The 21216-nt window shown below is 66.5% G+C and carries 10 protein-coding genes and 1 pseudogene; 3 read left to right on the forward strand and 8 right to left on the reverse strand.

The genetic code is table 11. The features are described 5' to 3' along the window. The 4 genes and pseudogenes from U1R88_RS23745 to U1R88_RS23760 all read right to left on the reverse strand — a co-directional run. Nucleotides 1-232: pseudogene (locus U1R88_RS23745) on the reverse strand (NAD(P)(+) transhydrogenase (Re/Si-specific) subunit alpha); the annotation flags it as partial. Between the two features lie 253 nt (nt 233-485). Continuing rightward, a complete protein-coding gene (locus U1R88_RS23750; RefSeq protein ID WP_082980274.1) occupies nt 486-773 on the reverse strand; it encodes an aa3-type cytochrome c oxidase subunit IV in 288 nt (95 codons plus the stop codon). 99 nt (nt 774-872) lie between these two features. Further along, nucleotides 873-2408 carry a trimethylamine methyltransferase family protein gene (locus tag U1R88_RS23755; protein WP_322433484.1) on the reverse strand — a complete coding sequence of 512 codons (1536 nt, stop codon included), beginning with the start codon at nt 2406-2408 and terminating at the stop codon, nt 873-875. 450 nt (nt 2409-2858) lie between these two features. Then, complete coding sequence (locus tag U1R88_RS23760; protein WP_322433485.1) at nt 2859-3446, reverse strand: hypothetical protein; 588 nt, start codon at nt 3444-3446, stop codon at nt 2859-2861. 122 nt (nt 3447-3568) lie between these two features. Between U1R88_RS23760 and leuD the strand changes: the two genes are divergently transcribed. The 3 genes from leuD (at nt 3569) to htpX (ending at nt 6295) form a co-directional block, all read left to right on the forward strand. Next, nucleotides 3569-4174: a 3-isopropylmalate dehydratase small subunit gene (gene leuD, locus U1R88_RS23765; protein ID WP_068299794.1), complete on the forward strand. Its 606-nt coding sequence runs from the start codon at nt 3569-3571 to the stop codon at nt 4172-4174. Between the two features lie 257 nt (nt 4175-4431). After that, nucleotides 4432-5142, forward strand: a complete 711-nt coding sequence (locus tag U1R88_RS23770; protein ID WP_322433486.1) for a L,D-transpeptidase — start codon at nt 4432-4434, stop codon at nt 5140-5142. 217 nt (nt 5143-5359) lie between these two features. Then, nucleotides 5360-6295, forward strand: a complete 936-nt coding sequence (gene htpX / locus U1R88_RS23775) for a zinc metalloprotease HtpX (protein ID WP_425545478.1) — start codon at nt 5360-5362, stop codon at nt 6293-6295. A 9-nt stretch (nt 6296-6304) separates the two neighbouring features. On the opposite strand, the gene U1R88_RS23780 is transcribed toward htpX, so the two are convergent. From U1R88_RS23780 to U1R88_RS23795, 4 genes are all read right to left on the reverse strand, one after another. Next, nucleotides 6305-6856: an invasion associated locus B family protein gene (locus tag U1R88_RS23780; protein WP_322433487.1), complete on the reverse strand. Its 552-nt coding sequence runs from the start codon at nt 6854-6856 to the stop codon at nt 6305-6307. Between the two features lie 22 nt (nt 6857-6878). Then, nucleotides 6879-17768, reverse strand: a complete 10890-nt coding sequence (locus tag U1R88_RS23785) for a hypothetical protein (RefSeq protein WP_322433488.1) — start codon at nt 17766-17768, stop codon at nt 6879-6881. A 596-nt stretch (nt 17769-18364) separates the two neighbouring features. Continuing rightward, complete coding sequence (locus U1R88_RS23790; RefSeq protein ID WP_322433489.1) at nt 18365-20458, reverse strand: CHASE2 domain-containing protein; 2094 nt, start codon at nt 20456-20458, stop codon at nt 18365-18367. Then, entirely contained in the window at nt 20451-21194 is a 744-nt protein-coding gene (locus tag U1R88_RS23795; RefSeq protein ID WP_322433490.1) for a Crp/Fnr family transcriptional regulator, read from the reverse strand. The genes U1R88_RS23790 and U1R88_RS23795 overlap by 8 nt, the downstream gene beginning before the upstream one ends. Nucleotides 21195-21216 lie beyond the last annotated feature (22 nt).

A 21216-nucleotide genomic window follows, 5' to 3' on the forward strand; every position in this document is an offset into this window, starting at 1 on the left:
GGCGGCGTACCTTCAGGACAACAGCCGCACCCGCCAGCGCCTCGGCATTGGAGGGCGCGATCGTCGCGCCGGCCTGCGCATAATCCTCATCCGTGATCCCGGACGCCAGGCCCGCACCACTCGCGACCGTCACCGTCGCGCCCAGCGCTATCAGCTTCTTAACCGTGTCCGGCGAGGCGCCGACACGGGGCTCGCCGGATTCAACTTCTGCCGGGACAGCTATGCCGATCATGATCGCTCCTCGCACAGGGCTGCAGGGATATGCAGAGAGGTCGCTCCGGTCTACGCCGGGATCGTTCGCAGAGAGCATTTTCCAGAAAAGCCGATAGACTTCTCGTTCAAGAAAACGCGTAAAAACAAATAGCTAGGTAAAAAGTGCGATTCGGAGAAATCGCGCTTTGCTCCAGGGGACGCGGCGGCAGCAGATTCCCGCCTTCACGGGACACTCTCAGGTCCAGTGACGTCCCCTATTCGGAGCAGCCGCTTCAGTGGGAGAGAAGCAGCAGGATCAGCAGGCCCAGGATCAGCACGAGGGCACCGGGCTTCCAGCTCCAGCTCTTCACCGCCATGCCGAATACGGTGGCGATGGTCGACAGGATTGCGATGATCGAGCAGATGCCCCAACGGCCGCTGGTGCCGCCGATGGCCAGCGCAACCACGATGCCCAGAGTCCAGGCCATTCCGATCGCGGAAAAACGCAGGAACCCCTCATAGGTGTTCTTGTGATCAGAAAAGTCGTGCGCGGTCATCGTGTCGTGATGTGCTTCGGCCATTTTCATCCCCAGAATTGGATAAAGGGGCTTTAACCCGAAGAGCCGCTTTATGCAATGCGGCGATTTGGTGGCGGGGCCCGGCCGCAGACCGCACCCGCGTCAATACCAGGCATCGGGCATGGCGGCCTTGCGCTCGGCCACGAAAGCCTCCAGGGCCTCGCGCTTATCCGCGTCGAGGACCGGCTGTTCATAGGTCTCCAGCATCGCCTTCCATTTGCGATTGGCGCGCTGGACGATGTCGTGGCTGCCCTCTTCGCTCCACTGCTCGAAGGAATTGTTGTCCGAAAGCGGGAAGTCATAGAAGGCGGTCTCGTAATTGCGCATGGTGTGGGCACTGCCGAGGAAATGCTTGCCCGGGCCGACCTCGTGAAAGCCGTCGAGCGCGAAGGCGTTCTCGTCGACGGGCATGCCCTGGGCGAAGGTGTGGAAGGCGCCGAGCTGGTCGGCGTCGATCACGAATTTCTCGTAGGACATCGCCAGCGCGCCCTCGGCCCAGCCCGCCGCATGCAGGATGAAATGGGCGCCGGCCAGAAAGGCCGGCCACATCGAATTGGCGCTCTCATAAGCGGCCTGGGCGTCGGGGATCTTGGAGGCGCACAGATTGCCGCCGCATCGCAGTGGCACGCCGAGCCGGCGCGCCAGCGCGCCGATGCCGAGATAGCCGAGCGCCGGCTCCGGGGTGCCGAAAGTGGGAGCGCCGGATTTCAGCGACATCGAGGACAGGAAATTGCCGAGGATGGCCGGCGCGCCGGGCCGCTCCAGCTGGGTGAGCGCCACGCACATCATGGCTTCGGCAAAGCACTGCGCCAGGGCGCCCGCCGTGGTCACCGGCCCCATGGCTCCCCCGAGGATGAAGGGCACGCACACGGCCGCCTGATTGGCCCTGGCATAGGTGCGGATGACGCGGGAGGCCTCGCCGTCCAGCACCAAAGGTGAATTGGTGTTGACGTTGCCGAGGATGACGCAGTTGGCGTCGACGAACTCGGCCCCGAACAGCACCCGGCACATCTCGATGGAATCGGCGGCCCGCGGCGCCGTGGTCACCGAACCCATGAACGCCTTGTCCGACAGGGTCATATGGGCGAGCACCATGTCGAAATGCCGCTTGTTGACGGGCACGTCGACCGGCTCGCACACCGTTCCGCCGGAATGGTGCAGCCAGGGCGTCAGATAGGCCAGCCGCACGAAATTGCCGAAATCCTCCAGCGTGCCGTAGCGCCGGCCGCGATCGGCATCGGAAACGAAGGGCGAGCCATAGGCCGGCGAGAACACCGTATTGGGCCCACCGATCACCACCGAACGCTCGGGATTGCGGGCGTGCTGGACGAAACTCGCCGGGCAGCTCGCCTGGATGATCGAACGGATCAGGCCGCGCGGCGGGCGGATGCGCCAGCCATCGGTCTCTGCGCCCGCCTCGCGGAAGAGGTCGACGGCTTCCTGGTCACCGCGGATCTCGAAGCCGACTTCCTCGAGGATGCGGTCGGCATGCTCCTCGATGCGAACGAGGGCTTCCTCCGACAGGATCTCATAGGGCGGAATCCGGCGCGTGATGTAAGCGGGCGCCGTCGGCCCGCTGCGCGCGCCGCGCCGGCCGGAACGAGGACGCCGAGCTTCCACTGTTGCTTCCACCACCATAGCCCCGCTCCCTGCTTGATATCAGGGCATGCTCACGTCTCGAAGTTTCCGGATGGAGCACCGATATCCTTCCCCGACTGCGGGGAAGGTGTCATTTCGCAGAAATGACGGAAGGGGGAGAGTGACGCCGAACGGGCCGGCAAAACCGCGATGTCGCGTCACCCTACCCCACCCGAGCCGGCTTTGCCGGCCCACCCTCCCCGAAGTCGGGGAGGGACGGTGGCGCCCTCTCCGGCATGGTCTCGCCATGTGCATGCCCTGACTGGACAAGGTCGATGCTAGCGAGATGGCGGGAGGTCAAAGACTGAAACCGGACATTCCCTGTTCTGCAGGCGACAGTTTCCAAAGCGTTTTGTGATTTCTCGGAATCACCGGGAATCGCAAAGACGCGTCGAACCGAAGAATTGGAGCAAGCAAGCGTTCACGTGTGAACGCGCTTTGCTCCAGCAGTCAGTGCACGGGGGAGATGATGGTGACGGAATGATCGAGCGAAAGCCGCCGGATGGCGAGTTCGGCGGCCATGACATTGTCGAGACCGGTCAGGGTCGTCTCGGCTTCGTCGCCCTTCGCCTCATGGCGGATTTCCAGGGTGCCGAAGCCGCGTTCGATGCTCTTGCGCTCGACTCCCAGAATGGCCCTGCCGGAAAGGGCCTCCTCGACGCCGCTGCGGATGGAGATCAGCACCAGGCGCCGGTCGGTGATCAGCACCACACGGTCCTTGGCCCGCCGATAGGCCGCCCAGGGGGCGCAGACGAGGTAGAGACCGAACAGGAAGGCCGGCACGGCCAGCAGGCTGAACAAGGCCGGCAGGATCAGCGAGCCGCCATTGTGGATGGCCTGCCAGACGGCGGAGAGACAGGCCCAGGCGATCGGCAGGCTGAGCACGGCGAGCAGGACCCCGGCCCCGAGTGTGGGCAAGGCATTGCGCGCGGCCTCGCGCGGGTCAGGCGCAGTGACGTAGACAATCGGCTCGGCAGGCGCCAATGCCTTCACGGCCGCGCGTCGCGCCGCCTCGCTCAGGCTCAACAAGCCAGACATGGTTCGTTCCGGTCCAATTTACCTGCCACCCAATTAGCTTGTCATCCAATTAGCTTGTCACTTGGGCCATCTGGCCATAAAAGACCGGGCAACAGGGCCCCATCTCACACGGTTTGAACACAATGGACAAGTTCACCACGCTCACCGGCGTCGCTGCGCCGCTGGAAATCATGAACGTAGACACGGACATGATCATCCCCAAGCAATATCTCAAGACCATCAAGCGCACGGGCCTCGGCGCGGGCCTGTTTTCCGAGATGCGCTTCAACGATGACGGCAGCGAGAATCCGGATTTCGTGCTGAACAAGCCCGCCTATCGCCAGGCCAAGATCCTGGTCGCCGGCGACAATTTCGGCTGCGGCTCCTCGCGTGAGCACGCCCCCTGGGCCCTGCTCGATTTCGGCATCCGTTGCGTGATCTCCACCTCCTTCGCCGACATCTTCTACAACAACTGCTTCAACAACGGCATCCTGCCGATCGTCGTCTCCGAGTCCGATCTCGAAAAATTGTTCGACGATGCCCGGCGCGGCGCCAATGCCACGCTGACGGTGGACCTGGAAGCCCAGGAAATCCACGGCCCGGATGGCGGCAGCGTCAAGTTCGACATCGATCCGGCCCGCAAGAACAAGCTGCTCAAGGGCCTCGACGATATCGGCGTGACCATGGAGAAGACCCCCTCCATCGCGTCCTTCGAGCAGAAGACGGCCGCGGCGCGGCCCTGGATCTGAGCGTAGCGCAGACGGCCGGGCAACCGCCCCCAAGGATACTTCAAATGCGCGCCCCGCTCGATGGCGAGACGTGCATGCAACTTCCTGTGGCACCACGAACTCTTGCCGATTACCACGGATGACGTTGGGAAACCGCCTTTGAGGTCGGAATTCTGAACGCCCTTATTGTACCGGATAATGAAGAATTAACGATGATCAGCTTGTAGTATGCGCGCGATTCGCATGCTCATTCTGATTCCCGGTTTGGAAGGTCTGTGATGCCTCAACTGTCCCGCCGCCTCTTCGTGCTCGGCGCTCCCCTCCTTTTGGCCGGCTGCGCCTCGTCGAAGCGGCTTTCCGCGGACTCGATCTTCGACGGCTGGGGTGGCAGCGATTACGACTACGGCGAAATCTATGCGGGCTTCGACGACAACGGCAATCCGGTCCCGGCGATCGACCTGAGGCGGATCGACGGTGCCTTCCTGCGCCGGGAGGTTTCCGACCCGACCGGCGAGGCGCCCGGCACCATCGTCGTCGACCCGCCCAACCACTATCTCTATCACGTGCATGAGGGCGGCAACGCCACGCGTTACGGCGTCGGCGTCGGCCGCGAGGGCTTTGCCTGGAACGGCCGGGCCACGATCAAGCGCAAGGCGGTGTGGCCGCGCTGGACCCCGCCCTCCGACATGGTGAAGCGCGACAGCGAAGCGGCCAAATGGGCGGGCGGCATGCCCGGCGGCCCCGGCAACCCGCTGGGCGCCCGCGCCATGTATCTGTTCCAGGGCGACCGCGACACGCTCTACCGCCTGCACGGCACCATCGACCCCTCCTCGATCGGCAAGTCGATGTCGTCGGGCTGCATCCGCCTGCTCAACCAGGACATCATCCACCTCTACAACAACACGCCCGTCGGCACGCGCGTTGTGGTACTGGGCAATGGCGGCGACGGCGGCGACGGTAGCTACGACGACCAGGAAGCGGCGATGTGATAGCCGCGTCCGGCGAACGCCCGGAGGCCGTCCAGTATAGTGCGGAATATAGCGATTGCGGGGACGGCCTTGGCGCGCCCGCAACCGTGCTGTCCTCAGTCGATCCCCTGTTGATTGGCGCTGCAGCCTCCACGTGACGAAATTTTCATGCGCAACCCTCTTGCGCATGAACCATGGCAGACCCGATTTTCAGGCCATGACGAACGGGTTCCTTCCGATGCATTACGCGCGCACTGCCTTGCTCCTTGCCGGCATGACGGCCCTGTTCATGGTGATCGGGCTGATGCTGGGCGGCAAGGGCGGCATGATGATCGCCCTCCTGGTGGCCATCGGCACCAATCTGTTCGCCTATTGGCGTTCGGGCGACATGGTGCTGTCGATGTACGGGGCCCGCGAGGTCAGCCCCGCCAGCGAGCCGGGGCTCTACAAGCTCACGGCCGGCCTTGCCCGCAATGCCGGCCTGCCGATGCCCAAGCTCTATCTCATCGACGATGCGCAGCCCAATGCCTTCGCCACCGGGCGCGATCCGGCCAATGCCGCCGTCGCCATCAATACCGGCCTGCTGCAATCGCTGTCGCGCGACGAGGTTGCGGGCGTGATCGCCCATGAGCTTGCCCATATCAAGCATCGCGACACGCTGTTGATGACCATCACCGCCACCCTGGCCGGCGCCATCTCGATGGTGGCCAATTTCGGCATGTTCTTCTCCGGCAATCGCGAGCGCAACTCGCTCGGCCCCATCGGCAGCATCCTGCTCGCCGTGCTGGCGCCGCTTGCCGCCATGGTGGTGCAGATGGCGATCTCGCGCTCGCGCGAATATGAAGCCGACCGCCTGGGCGCCGAGATCAGCGGCAATCCGCTGGCACTCGCTTCCGCCCTGGCGCGCATCCACAATGCCGCCCACGCCATTCCTAACGAGCAGGCCGAGGCTCATCCCGCCACGGCGCATATGTTCATCATCAATCCGCTGTCGGGCCGGCCGATGGACAATCTGTTCTCGACCCATCCCGACACCCAGAACCGCATTGCGGCGCTGGAGGAGCTGGCCCGCCGCATGGGCGCAAGCCGGCAGCCGCCCCGGCAGGGCGGTTTCGTCGAGGGCGTCAACCTCGACGATCTCGGCCCACGCGGTCCAAAGGGGCCGTGGGGGTAAGACGAAATCTCACTGGATCTTGGCGTAGCTTTCCGCAAAGCCCGCGAGCGGCAGCTGCACGCTGACATCGTTGCGCTGAAGGTTCTGGAAGGTGGTCTTGAGCTGCTTGCCGGTCTTCATCCGGGCCAGCAACCCGGCATCGAGCGGCGTGCCGACATAGCAGCCGGCGCCGTCGCAGGTCTGCAGGGGATAGCTCGCCACCTGGCCGTCATCGACCTGCAGCTTGAGGCCGGCCGGCAGATAGAGCCCGAGCGGCAGGCGCACCAGTACCACGGGCGCCCGGGTGTCGCTGGGAACGCGAACCGAGAAGCCGACCACGAGCTGACCGGTATTGTTCATCACCGCGTTTTCCTCGACCACGCAGTCGAGCGGTCCCTGCCGGGCGTCCGTGGTGCAGCGCGTCACCCAGCCGGGAGCCGCGGGAGCCGGGGCCGCGGCAGGTGCCGGGGCCGCCGCCTTGGGAGCCTCGGGGGCGGCCGGCTTCTTGGCCTGCGCCTGCGCACTGCCCACCAGCAGGCAAGCCAGGCCCGCCGCCGCCGTCAATTCAACCATACGATGCATCGTCGCCTATCCGTCCTTCAATTTACCAGCTGTAGCGAAGCCCGCCCGACCCGGTGAGGTCGTGCGAGGATTTGGAGAAATTGCCGCTGAACTTGCCGTAGATCGACAGGCCCGAGGCCGAGACCAGGTTCACGCCCGCTTCCACCAAGGCCGAGTCCCGCGGCGCCGAAGCGCCGTAGACCACGAAATTATAGCCGGGCGCCGCGGTGAAGCCGGCTTCGACCGAGCGCCGGTTCGCGAACTCATGCACCCAGGAGGCACGCAGGAAGGGTTCGAGATAGGTCGTCTCGCCGAAATAGAACCGGGTATCGATCTGCGCCCCTAGGAAGGATGGGAACGAGTTGATGGTCCGACCGGCATAATTGAGGGCAAGGCCGCCAGTGGTGCCCTGGGCATGCTCGGTCGAGCCGTCCAGGTGTAGCGAGGAGAATTGCAGTGCCGCGAAGGGCGTGACGTTCACCCCGGAGAAATTGGCCTTGTAGCCTCCCTCCAGGCGCCCGCTGATCGCGCGGCCGTCGAAGCTGTTGCCGAGCGCGTCATAGGCACCCGCCACCGGATTGACCGGGGAATCCGTGCCCTGGATCATGGCGTAGCGCTGGGTGGTGGCGTGCAGGAAGTCGAAGCCGAGCAGGCCGTTGGCATAGAAATTGCCGTATTTGGCCGCCCCGTACAGCGCGATATGGCCGGCATCCACCTTGCCCGTGGTGGCCCGCTGCTCCACCCCGAAGGCGGAATGTCCGCCTCCCACCGACAGACCGATCAGATAGTTCGGATCGAACTGGTAGTCGAGGCCGGCCGCGAGGCCCTGGTTGTGGGTCTTCAGATTGCCCGAGCCGACGACGGTGTTGCCGTCGAAGGAGGAGCCGCCGCCATAACCGGTGATCCAGGCGCGCCACAGGCGGGTATCGCAGAAGGAAGAGCCCTTCTCGGTCTTGCCGCCGACATCGGCGCTGCAGCCGCCGACGGCCTTGCCGGTGAGATCGACGGCATTGCCGTTGCGCCAGAAGTCGGCCTGCTGCATCACCGAGCGCATGAACGCGCCACTGTCGGAGAACAGCGTCTGCTGCACACCGGCCGTGCCTTCGCCGTCGATGGAATCATAGGTCTTCTGCAAGGCGGCAACGTTCGGCTGGAAGAAGATCGCAGCCGCCAGCGGCACGAATTTCGGCGAGGTCTGGTCGGTCTGGATCGCGTTGATGGCATTGCCAACGGCATGTCCGTTCTCGGTCAGGCCATCGGCCGAGAAGTCGATCTTGGTGCGCAGGATCGCGTCATAGTCGGTGAAGACCAGGCTGTAATTCGCCACCGCGGTTGGGATGGCGTCGATGGTCAGGCCCTTGTCGGTCACGCCCTTTTCGGTGTGCACGATGACATGATCGGTGGTGCCCGGCGTCGCCTTGCCGGGATTGAGCAGGTTGATCGAGACCTTGCCCGCCAGATCGGCCGCGCCCGAGACGTTGAGCAGGTCGGTGAAGCCGGGATTGCTCAGATCAGGCAGCGCCGCCGCCAGCATCGTTGCCGACGTGGTTGGCGCGCTCCAATCGGCGTTCCGGTCGAGGTCGAAGTCCAGCATGTAGGTGCCGTCGGCCTTCTGGTCGAAATAGCCGGTCTCGTTGGTGGTGAAGACCCGGTTGATGCCGCCCACCGCCATGAAGCCGGAATTGCTGAACAGATGCGCCGCGGTATCGCCGAGCTGGATGGTGTCGCCGGTAACGAACCAGGCGCCGTTCTGGTTGTCGAAGCTGTTGAGGCCGGCGCCGAGCTTGACCGAACCGGTGACGAGGTTGGTGTTGGTCACCGCCTCGTTGCCGGCCGAGCCATAGACGGCGAGGCCATCGATCCAACCGGTGCCGATCAGCTTCTTGTCCTTGTCGAGGGCAAGGCCGACGGTCTTGCCGTAATCGGTGATCAGGCCGGCATTGGCGAGCGTATTGGTCGCTCCGTCGAGGAAGCCGACGCCGGCGCCCATGCCGGTGCCGCCGATGATGGTGCTGTTAGCGTTGACGGTGATAGCGATATTGCCATTGGTCTTGCCGGCGCTCTGGGCCAGGATGGCGAAGGAGCCGGAGCCGGCCGTGATGATATCGCCAGTCTGGTTGATGGTGACGTCACCGGCCTTGCCGTCGCCGCCGGCGGAACCGGCAAAGCCGATGCCGACGCTCTTGTCGTCGAGGAGATTGGTGACCACGCCCTGCGCGGTTTCCGGCAAGGCATCGATGAAGGGCTTGGGCACGGTGAGGCCGCCCAGCGAGTTGACCACACCACCGCCGCCGCCGATCGACTGGGCAAAGATGCCGTGCGCATTGGTGCCGTTGGTCGCGATCAGTTCGGCCGTGTTGATGACGGTGACAGCGCCGCCATTGCCGCCACCGCCCGCATCGGCACCCCAGGCACCGAGCCCGGTCGCCGCAGCGGCATAGCCGCCGCCGCCGCCGACCGATTGGGCGAAGATGGCGGTGGAGTTCTGGCCGAAGGTCAGCAGCGAGCCGGCATTGGTGACCTTGACCACGCCGCCGTCGCTGCCGGCCGCGGCCCCGCGCTCGAAGGAGACGAGGCCGTAGGTCTCGCCGGACGAGCCGCCACCGCCGCCGACCGACTGGGCCATGATGGCATTGGACTGGTCGCCGGAGGTGATGATGCTGACGGTGATCGGCTTGGCATCGGGATCGTTGGAAAGCTTGACCTGCTTGCCGCCCGCGGCGTTGGTGACAGTCACGTCGCCGCCCTTGCCGCCGGCGCCGGACTTGCCGCCGATCGCCACCGCGCCGAGGCCGCCGCCGCCGATGCCGCCGCCACCGCCGACCGACTGCGCGAACAGGCCGTTGGAGAAGTCTCCCTCGGTCTGCACGAAGCCGCTATTGGCGATGCCGACGCTGCCGCCGTCGCCCGAAGCGCCGCCGCTGCCGCCGACCTGCACGAGATTGACGCTGCCGACCAGGCTGCCGATGCTCTGCTTGTCATAGAGGAAGCCGCCGCCGGTGCCGCCGCCGCCACCGATCGACTGAGCGGTGACGCCATTGGACTCGCGACCCTCCGTGAAGATCTCGCCGGCATTGGCGACAGAAACCGTACCGCCATTGCCTGCGGCGCCGCCGGCGCCGCCAATGGCGAGGGCACTGAGCGAACCGCCGCCGCCAGTGCCGCCACCGCCGCCGACCGATTGCGCGGTGATGCCGGTGGAGAACAGGCCCTTGGTGCCGAGATAGGCAAAATTGGTGACCGTGACGGCGCCGCCATTGCCGGCCGCCCCGCCATCGCCGCCGATGTCGATCAAGCCGGAGCCCGCCCCGCCCTGGCCGCCGCCGCCGCCGATCGACTGGGCCAGGATCGCGCCGGAGGAGATGGTGCCGTTGGTCTGGATGGCGCCGATCTCGACATCGCCCAATTTGCCGTTGGTCACGGTAACGGTGCCGCCGTCACCGGCCGAGCCGCTGTCGACGCCGAGGAGATTGGCGAGCGCGCCGCCGCCGAGGCCGATCGTGCCGGTCAGGCCCGCAACGGCATTGCCGCTATTGCCGCCGCCGCCGCCGACCGACTGGGCGAAGATGCCCCAGGAATAGATGCCTTCGGTGAGGATTTGCCCCTGATTGTCGATCGAGACCGTGTTGCCGTTGCCGGCCGAGCCGCCATAGCCGCCGACGGCAACCACATAGTTCTTGGCGATGCCGACGGCACCGAAGGGCATGGCCGCCAGTGTGGCATAGTTGTAGGGACTGGGCACCACGTCCTGCAGGCCGATGATGCCGCTGCCGCCCTGGCCGCCGCCGCCGCCGATCGACTGGGCGAAGATGCCGCTGGAGGCATCGCCCTTGGTGATGATCACGCCGTCATTGCCGATGGTGACGGTGCCGGCATCGTTGCCGGTGCCGCCGAAGCCGCCCACCGTCGCCTGGAAGGAGAAGTTCTTCTTGGTCTCTTCCGGTGCCGTGCAGACCACCGGCAGGGTGCAGGCCTTGGTCAGCACCAGCGAGAGGGAGTTGGCCTGGCCGCCATTGCCGCCGCCACCGCCGATCGACTGGGCCTGGACGCCGTGCGAGCCGCTGCCATCCGTCTGGATCGAACCCGACTGGTCGACGGTGACATTGCCGGCGGTGTTGCCGTCGCCGCCGAGGCCGCCCACGGCGAAGCTGACATTGATGGTGCGGCCCTCGCTGGCGCCGCCGACGCCGAGCACACCCGAGAGGCTCGAGCCGCCATTGCCGCCGCCGCCGCCGATCGACTGGGCGAGGATGCCCTGCGCCGCATCGCCCTGCGTCTGCAGATTGCCGTTGCTGGTGACCTTGACGTCACCGCCGGTACCGCCGCTGCCGCCCTTGCCGCCAACCGCCGCCCCAAGGTTCAGATTGGTGTTCTCTCCACCGACGCCGAACACGGCCGAGCCCGCAAGCCCGCCATTGCCGCCGCCGCCACCGATCGACTGGGCAAGGATCGCCTGCGAGCCCACACCCTTGGTGCCGATGTCCCCGGTATTGCCGATGGTGACCAGGCCAGAACCGGTACCGGCACCGCCGAAGCCGCCGAGAGAGGCACTGATGTTCTTGGAATTGGTGCCACCGAAGGCGCCGGTGATCGACAGGCCGCCATTGCCACCGCCGCCACCGATCGACTGGCCAGCCAGGCCGACCGAATAGTCGCCCGCCGTGGTGATCGTGCCGTTGCGCGTGACGCTGACATTGCCACCGGTGCCCGCCGCACCGCCAAAGCCACCCATGCTCAGCGAGACGTCGACCGCATTCTGGCTGACGCCGACCGCGCCGGCAAAGCTCATGCCGCCATTGCCGCCACCGCCGCCGATCGATTGGGCCAGCACGCCGTCGGCATGGTCACCCAATGTGGTGATCAGACCCGTGGAGTCGATGATGACGGCACCGGCATTGCCCGCGGCACCGCCAAAGCCACCAAGCGAAGCGGAAACGCCGGCCTGCGTGCTTTCGGAAGCGCCACCGGTGATGGTCGCAGCACCACTAAAGCCGCCATCGCCGCCGCCACCGCCGATCGACTGGGCCAGGATGCCGTTGGAACCTTCGCCCTTGGTCAGGATATTGTCGACGCTGGTTACGTTGACCGTGCCGGCATTGTTGCCCGTGCCGCCGAAGCCACCGACGGAGAGGCCGAAGCCGGCGGTCGCGCCTTCGCTGAAGGTCAGCGACAGGGCGCCGGAAAAGCCGCCCGAGCCGCCGCCGCCACCGATCGACTGGGCATAGATGGCATTGGAGCCATCCCCATCCGTCTCGATGGTGGCGCTGTTGTCGGTCGGCAGGACCTTGCCGACATTCGACTTGATGGTGACGTCGCCGCCGGTACTGCCCGAACCACCGCCGCCGCCGACGCTGACCGAGGCGCTGCCGCCCGTGCCGGTGCTGACATTGAGATTGCCGGCGACCGAAAAGCCGCCATTGCCGCCACCGCCGCCGATGGACTGGGCGGCGAGGCCATGGGCGAGAGCCCCCTTGGTGTAGATCAGACCGGTGCTGTCAACCTCGGCCGACCCGGCCTTGGCGCCATCGCCACCGAAACCGCCAACGGAGACCGCCAGACTGACATTCTGCTCGCCGACACCGACGGCGCCCGCCACGCTGGCGCCGCCATTACCGCCATTGCCGCCGATCGACTGGGCCAGGATTGCCGTCGAGCCGGCGCCGAAGGTTGCGACATTACCGATATTGCTGGCCTTGACGTTGCCGGCCGTTGCACCGCCACCGCCGAAGCCGCCAACCGAAACGCCAAGAGCGACGCCCTCGCCGATGGTCGCGCCGAGGCTGCCGGCAAAACCGCCATTGCCGCCGCCGCCGCCGATCGACTGCGCCAGCAGGCCGAGCGACAGGTCACCCTTGGTCTGGAGATTGCCGGTATGGCTGACATCCACGCTGCCGGCCTTGCCGCCATCGCCGCCGAAGCCGCCGACGCTGGCATTCAGGCTGCCGCCCTGCCCGATCTGCAGGGTACCGGCCACCGAGAAGCCGCCATTGCCACCGCTGCCGCCGATCGACTGGCCGACGACGCCACTGGACAGGGTGCCGTCGGTCGAGACATCGCCGTTGACGGTGACCTCGACCGCATCGGCCTTGGCGCCGTCGCCGCCCGAACCGCCGACGCTGGCGCCCAGAGCGACGCCATTACCGATATTGGCCGAAAGCGTGCCGGCAAAGCCGCCATTACCGCCGCCACCACCGATGGACTGGGCCAAAACGCCGGTCGACTGGTCACCCTCGGTTGCCACCGCCCCGGTCTGGGACACCGTGACCTTGCCGGCCGTGCCGCCATTGCCGCCGGCGCCGCCGACTGCGACCGCGATGCTGCCACCGCCTTCGGGCGACACCGTGATGGCGCCAGCAGCCGCAAAGCCGCCATTGCCGCCGCCGCCGCCCAGCGATTGCGCCAGGATGCCGGTGGACGAGGTGCCGAAAGTCGCCACGACGCCCTTGTTGGTCACGCCGACATTGCCGGCGGTGGCACCATCGCCCGCCGAACCGCCAACCGCGACTGCCGCGCTGCCGCCTCCCTCGGGCGCCAGGGCGATGCTGCCGGACACGGCGAAGCCGCCATTGCCGCCACCGCCACCGATCGACTGGGCGGCGATACCGGCGGAGAAATTGCCGAATGTGACGATATCGCCGGTGCTACCCACGGTGACCGCGCCGGCGGTATTGCCCGAACCGCCCTTGCCGCCGACGGCCGCCGAGAGGGAAACCACGCCCGAACCGGACACGCCGATGCCGAAGCCGCCATTGCCACCGCCACCGCCGATCGACTGTGCGGTGATGCCGGCGGAGAGGTCGCCGAGCGTGGTGATGTTGCTGGCCTGCAGCGTGCCGTTCTGGACATTCACCGTGCCGGCCGAACCGCCATCGCCGCCGCTGCCGCCAAGCGAAAGCGACAGGGCGCCGACGCCGCCAAGGCCCAGGGAACCGCTGAAGCCGCCATTGCCGCCGCCGCCACCGATCGACTGGGCGAGGATACCGCCGCCATTGGCGGTGGTGGCCTTGTAGCTGCCGTCGGCGACATTGCCCGTACCGGCACCGTTGAGGATGTCGCCATTGCTGGTGACGCTGACCGCCGACGCGGTACCGCCGCTGCCGCCGCTACGGCCGACCGCGACCGACAGGCCGGCCGATCCGCCGAGGCTCGCGGCAATGCTGGAGCCGCCATTGCCACCGCCACCGCCGATCGACTGGGCGAGCACACCGGCCGCATTGGCACCTGTGACCTGGACGGCCCCCTGGTTGGTCAGATCGACGCCGCCGCCATTGCCGCCATCACCGCCGGTGCCGCCCACGGCAACACCGATCGAAATGCTGCTGGAGAGCGAAGCCGACCCCGAGAAGCCGCCATTGCCGCCGCCGCCGCCGATCGACTGCGCGACGAGGCCATTGGATGCGTCGCCCTTGGTGACGACAGGACCAGTGCTCTTCACCGTCACGAGGGCGGCATCGGCCCCCGCGCCGCCACTGCCGCCGATGGCGACGGAAGCCGCCCCGACGCCGCCGACATTGAAGGAACCGGAGAGGCCGAAGCCGCCATTGCCGCCACCGCCGCCGATCGATTGCGCCAGCACGGCGTCGGAGCGGTCACCCTCGGTCTGGATCGCGCCATTGCTGGTGACGGAAACCGTGCCGGCATTGTTGCCCGCACCGCCCTTGCCGCCCAGCGACACCGCCGCCGAACCGGAAACACCGACGAGGGGGGCACTGCCGCTCAGGGTGGCGGCAAAGCCGCCATTGCCGCCGCCGCCGCCGATCGACTGCGCGAGCACACCGGCCGAATTGTCGCCCTTGGTCAGGATGTTGTGGTTCTGGTCGACCAGGACGCCCCCGCCGCTGCCGCCGCTGCCGCCGCCACCGCCGAGGGAAATCCCCGCGGAAACCCCGCCCGAAAGCGCGAGCGCGCCGGCAAAGCCGCCATTACCGCCGCCGCCGCCGATCGACTGGGCCAGGATGCCGGCTGAATTGTTCCCGTCGGTCTCGAGCGTTGCCGTGTTGCCCGTGGCGCCCGCCGGCTTGTAGGCCTTGACCGTTACGGCGCCGCCATTGCCGCCACCACCGGCCGTACCGCCGAGGCCGACATTGACGTTGCCGGCCACCGAGAGCTGGCCTGCCACGGTGGAGCCGCCATTGCCGCCGCCGCCGCCGACCGATTGCGCCAGGATGGCGGCCGAATTGTCCTCCTTGGTGAAGAGGTTGCCGGTCGAGGTCACCGATACGATATCGCCATGCCCGGCCTGCGCACCGCTGCCGCCGAGCGTGACCGAAGCGCCGACGCCGCTGATCCCCGCACCGACAGCGAGGCCGCCATTGCCGCCACCGCCGCCGATCGACTGCGCCAGGATGGCGGATGAGTTCTTGCCGCCGGTGGCGATGTCGCCGGTGCTGTCGACAGTGACGCTCTTGCCCGAGCCGCCCTTCTCGCCAGTACCGCCGAGGCCGACATTGGCGCTGGCCAGGCCGAGGCCGGCGGCAACCGACACGCCGCCATTGCCGCCGCCGCCGCCAACCGACTGGGCCAGGATGCCGCTGGCATTGTCGCCCGCCGTAGTGATCACCGAGAGATTGGAGACATTGACCGTGCCGGCATCACCGCCCTTGCCGCCACCCCCGCCGAGCGCGATCGAAGCCTGGACGAGCCCTGCCGAGCCGGCCACCGCCAGGCCGCCATTGCCGCCACCGCCGCCCACCGACTGGGCGAAGATGCCCGTCGAGCCGCTGCCATGCGTCTGGATGCTGCCCTTGGTATCGACCTGGACGTTGCCGGCGCCGCCGCCATCGCCGCCACTGCCGCCCAAGGCGACGCTGGCGCTGATCACCCCGCCATTGGCACTGATACCGAAACCGCCATTGCCGCCGCCGCCGCCCACGGACTGGGCGAAGATGCCGGCCGAGCGATCACCCCAGGTGACGATCGAGGCGCTGCTGGCCTGGGCAGGATCGACATTGTCACGCAGAACGCTGACATTCGCGCCCGTGCCGCCGACACCGCCCTTGCCACCCAGGGCCACCGTAATGCCGGTGCCCACGGCAAGCGCATTGCCGCCATTGCCGCCGCCGCCGCCGACCGACTGGGCAAAGATGGCCGCGGAATCCGTCACGGCGCTGGGATTGTTCTTGGCATTGACGCCGGTTTCGATGGATCCGGCGCTGGTGACCGTGACGGCTCCGCCATTGCCGCCCGAACCGCCCTGGCCGCCTACGGTGAAGAGACCGCCCGAGGAGCCGCCATTGCCGCCGCCGCCGCCAACCGATTGCGCGAAGATGCCCTGCGAGAAGGACTGGTAGGTGGTGATCGAGCCGCCTGCCGCGTTGGTGACGCTGACCGTTCCGGCATTGCTGGTGGTCGAGCCCTTGCCGCCGATCGCCACGAGCCCGCCGGAGGAACCGCCATCGCCACCGCCGCCGCCGATCGACTGGGCGAAGATGCCGGTGGAATTGAAGCCCTTGGTGGTGATGCTGCCGCCATTGACCGCGGTGACGTTGCCGCCGGCGCCGCCGGCTGCGCCATCCGCCCCAAGCACGACCAGGCCGCCGCCGCCGGAACCCGAACCGCCACCGCCGCCGATCGACTGGGCCAGGATGCCGAAAGAGTGGGTGCCGTTGGTGGTGACATCGCCGAAATTGCGGGCATCGACGGTACCGGCGTCGCCGCCCGTGCCGCCCTGGCCGCCAATCGCGCCGAGACCGCCGGCGCTGCCGCTGCTGCCGCCGCTGCCGCCGATGGATTGCGCGAGCAGGCCATGGGAATTGGCGCCATTGGTGACGATGGTCAGATCTTCCAGCGCCGTGACGGAGGCCGAGCCGCCCCGGCCTGCACCCGATGCATCGCCGCTGGAGGCGACGATGCCACCGGCGCTGCCGCCGGCGCCGCCCTTGCCGCCTTGGCTGATGGCCGCCAGGCCACCGGAATTGTCGCCATAGGTGGTGATCGTACCTTCGCCCGCCGTCACGCTCGCCGCGCCGGCGGCGCCGCCCTTGCCACCTTCGCCGCCGCTGCCGACCACCGTATAGGAACCGCCACCATGGCCGCCGCTGCCGCCGATCGACTGCGCCACCACGCCATAGCCGTTGGTGACCGTGATATCGCCCTTGCTGGTCACGGTGGCGCTGCCACCGGCACCGCCGCTGCCGCCGCGCGCTCCACCGCCGCCGAGGTAATAGTCGCCGCCATCGCCACCGTCGCCGCCCCGGCTGATGGCGATGACTCCGGGCTGTCCGGAGGTTGTCAGCGTCTGGCCGGTGCCGGCATAGTTCAAGTTGAGGCCGCCACCCGTAAGGCTGCCGCCAGCGGCGCCCGGCTTGATGGTCATGGTTCCGGCATCGCCATTGGTGCCGAGGGAGATAGTGATGGAGCCATCAGCCTCGTTGGGCGTGATGGTGGCGGGAATATCGACGCTGGTCGTATCGTAGCCGCCGCCGCTTTTGGGGGTCTGGGTCTGCTTGGTATAGAGCGTGCTCGATCCCGCCTTCGGCGTCAGCGTGATGATGGAACCGTCGCTGTAGTTGATGACGGCAACGCCCGTGGTCTGGTTGAAGCTCTGGCCCGTGACGGTCGGCGCACTGCCGCCGCCCGAACCGCCGCCGCCGCCCGACGCCGGCGGCACGAACAGGGCACCGTCGTGGCCGTTGCCGCCATCCCCGCCGTTCTGCTGAAGCAGGACCTGCCCGTTCACGGGACCGCTCAGGCTGTTGACGTTCAGCGTGGTGGGACCGGCATTAAGCTGCACACCGGTGGGCAGGCTGCCCGTGCAGGTCTGGATCGACCCGCTCGTCGAGCAATCGGCCAAGGCTGGGACCGCCATGGCGATCGACAGCAAGGAGGCGCCGAGCAAGCCGCCTCCGAGATTGGCGCTCAATCGCGAAAGTGCCGGGCGGGAAACAAGGTTCTGCTTGGCAACGCAACTCTGGTCACGACGATGGCACGTCATCTGGAATCCCCACCCGCTCAGGCATCGGCAGGGATCTGCGGCATGCTGATACCGCCTGGCAGCGACGCAGGACGTCGATGCCGGCTGATGGTTCCAACAAGTTGAGACAACGGACCCCGCCGCGGGGATACTGCCTCCACCCCACGCCAAACCCGGCACGTCTTACCCCCCGGTAAGGCCGAATCGACGCAGGCTTGGATTTGTAGTCCCCGCAGCCGAAAGCTATCTCAACAAACCTTACCATTCCATACGACGCTTGCCGTATTTTTTGGTTTTTACTTGACGTTTCACGATCAAGTCACGATTAGATAATTTAGATTTTATATTGTATAGATATATACTTACCAAAATGAATGATCTTTCTAAAACAATGATATCAAAATCATCTATACATCGCACTCCAATGCACTGAAATAATACAACAGGATTATTTGATATAAATCGAAACAAGATTGCCTTTCATGCCTCGTTTTTAAATTCAAACAAAACAAATAATAGACATCGGGGAAAGTAGATTCCGCTCATCTCGAAAAACACACGTGATGGTATTTTATTACTCCTCACCGACCGGACCAGCGGCGGCGCTTCACCCGATCTCAGGCGAGCGTCTTGACCCAGTAGGCCACTGCCGGATCCCCGGGCCAGGTCGTGGCAAGAGCCTGGAACAGGCTCCGCGCCTCGGCCGGATCCGAGGCCATCCTGTCGAAAGCCGCCATATAGGCCTGGCGGCGCTCGGGAGTGGCATCGTCGGGCCAGGGGCTGAAGACGGCCGTCTGCGCCGTACGGCCGCGCAGCACGACATTGCCGAGGGGCCGCAGCCTCTCCGGCTCGCCGATGGCGGCGGCCGCGCGGGCGCCCAGACAAACGGTGGTGCCGAACTGCTTGTTCAGCGCCTCCAGGCGCGCCGCCGAGTTCACCGCGTCGCCATGGGCGGTATAGTCGAGATGACCGAGACCGCCGACATCGCCCACGATCACCGGCCCGGTATCGAGCCCGATACGGGTGCGGCCGAAGCCGAGGCGCCTGGCATCCTCGCGCTGGCGGAACTCCGTGGTGAAGCGGCCGATCTCGATGGCGCAGTCCAGCGCTGCCTTGGCATGTCCCTCGACCGTCAGCGGCGCATTGAACAGGCCATGCACGGCATCGCCGACGATCTTGTCGACCATGCCGCCATGGCGGATGACGATGGCACAGACCCCGTCGAAATAGGCGTCGAGCGCGCCGACCAGCGTACGCGGCTCGGCGTTCTCGGACATGGTGGTAAAGCCTTCGATATCCGAGAACAGCGCCGAGACTTCGCGCAGTTCGCCCTCGATCTTCAATTCCTCCGGGGCGGCGGTGAGCCGGCGCACGATCTCCGGAGAGAGATAGCGTCCGAACTTGCGCTCGATCGCCCCACGCAGCTTGCGGGTGTGGGCAAACATCACCACCAGGGCCGAATTGGCGGCGGCGATGGCCGGGATCAGCGGGCCGGCGGGGTCGATCAGCAGCCGCGTGCTGGCGAACAGGCCAGCACTGAAGCCGATCCAGCCCAGCATCAGCATCGCCAGCACCGAGCTCGCCGCCAGAGGGCCGAGCCATAGCGCGGCCGCCAGCGCCACGAGGCCGAGGGCGGAAGCGGCGAGGGGTTCAAGCACCCGAGGGTTGCGGATGCGGCGGGGAATGTCCCCTGAACGCAGGCCTTCGATGGCCTCGGCCTGGACCTGCACGGTCGGCGTGATCGGCCCCACCGATGTAGCAAGGAATGCTCCACCTTCGGGCGCACTGGTACCCACCAGCACGATGCGACCGGCAAGGCGTTCGGCCGGCACCTTGCCCTCGAACACATCGATGGCAGAGACAGTACGCGCGCCCCAGGTTGCAGGCGAAGACAGATGCAATCGCATGGCAGCCCCCTCGTCGAGAGGAATACGACGATCACCGACAGAGACGCCGGTACCGTTTTCCTCGAGGACAAAGGCGGAGGCTTGCTGAGAATTGCGAAACACCTCCATTGCAAAGCCGGCGAAGATCTCTCCGCCGCCGAGAACAAAAGCGGGGGCTTGGCGTACTTTCGTGCCCGTGCCGGCCGAAAAAGACAACGCTCCCACCGCCGCGGCACCATCGCTCAGTCCGGCGAAGGGTGCATCCAAACCGCTGGCCACCTGGACCGGCCGCAATTGTTGCCGTGCGGATCCCATCTGGAGGATCGGGCTTGGAAAAGGCACGGTGTCCTTGCCGGCCTCATCGAGCAGCAACCCCAGTACCACCTCGGAACCATCAATAACCTCGGCAAGGCGCTTGGTACCGTCGGGTAATCCCTCAGCAGTCTTTTCGAGATCCGTTCGCCCCGTTGTCCTGGCGAGTTCGCTCAGGATCAAAGCGGGTGAGCGACGATCCGGACCGGAGAACAGAATATCAATCCCAATCACTTCAGGATTGGACTGTTTCAGCTTCGCGATGAGATCGGCGTGCCATTCCCGGCTCCAGGGCCAGCCACCACCCTTGGCCGACAAGGTCCGGCGATCGATATCCACCACCACCACGCCGTCGGGCAGGCGCTTGGGCGGAATCACGCTCTCGAGAAAGTCGAAGGCCTCTTCGCGTAGCGTGTTGGCGGCCCCACCCGGATTGTAGACGAGAAAATAAAGACCGAGGATGAAGGCCGTCAGCCCGGTGGCAATTGCGGGCTTGAAGGCAAGATCAGCCACGCGCCGCGTCCTGGCCGGCGCCGGCATGCGCCTCGCCGGGGACCGTCTCCGCCTGCGCCAGTTGGGAGAGCGCGGCAACATGGCAGTGCACGATGGCGCCGCGCCGTTCGATCGCACCCCGTTCCTCGAAAGCGGCGAGCAGCCGGTTGACCTTGGGCCGGCTGGCGCCGACGAAGCTGGCGATGGCGCTTTGCGAGATCGTCAGCGGCGCACTGCGGGCGCCGTCGGCGCGGGTGCGCCCGTACCGCTTGACATGCCAGAGAAGGAAGCGGGCCAGCCTGGCCTCGAGCGGATAGAGCGCGATCGATTCGAGCTGGTCGGTGGTGTCGCGCAGCCGGGCGCACAGTACCTGCAGGATCGGCATCTGCAGCGCCGGGCGGGTGGCGAGCAGCCGTACGAAGGAGGCTTGCGCGATGAACCCGGCAACCACCGGGCCGACCGCGGTGGCATCCGCGGTGCGCCGGCCGCTATCCAGCACCGCGATCTCGCCGATCACGTCTCCCGGCCCGGCTTCACGCAGAATCAGCTCGCGCCCCTCGACGGAAACGATGGAAAGGCGGATCGTACCCTGGAGCACGATCAGCATGCCCTCGCCCGGCGCTCCCCGCGAGAAGATCGATTCGCCGTCGCGAAAACGTTGTTCGATGGCAAGATTCGCAACCGCGTCGATATCCTCCGGGCTTGCGCCGGCAAACAGATCGAGGCGGGCAATGGCAGTGCGAAGCGGGACGGACATTGACGCAAATATTCCAGTCTCA

The organism is Labrys sedimenti, assembly GCF_034424805.1.
Taxonomy (GTDB): Bacteria; Pseudomonadota; Alphaproteobacteria; order Rhizobiales; family Labraceae; genus Labrys; species Labrys sedimenti.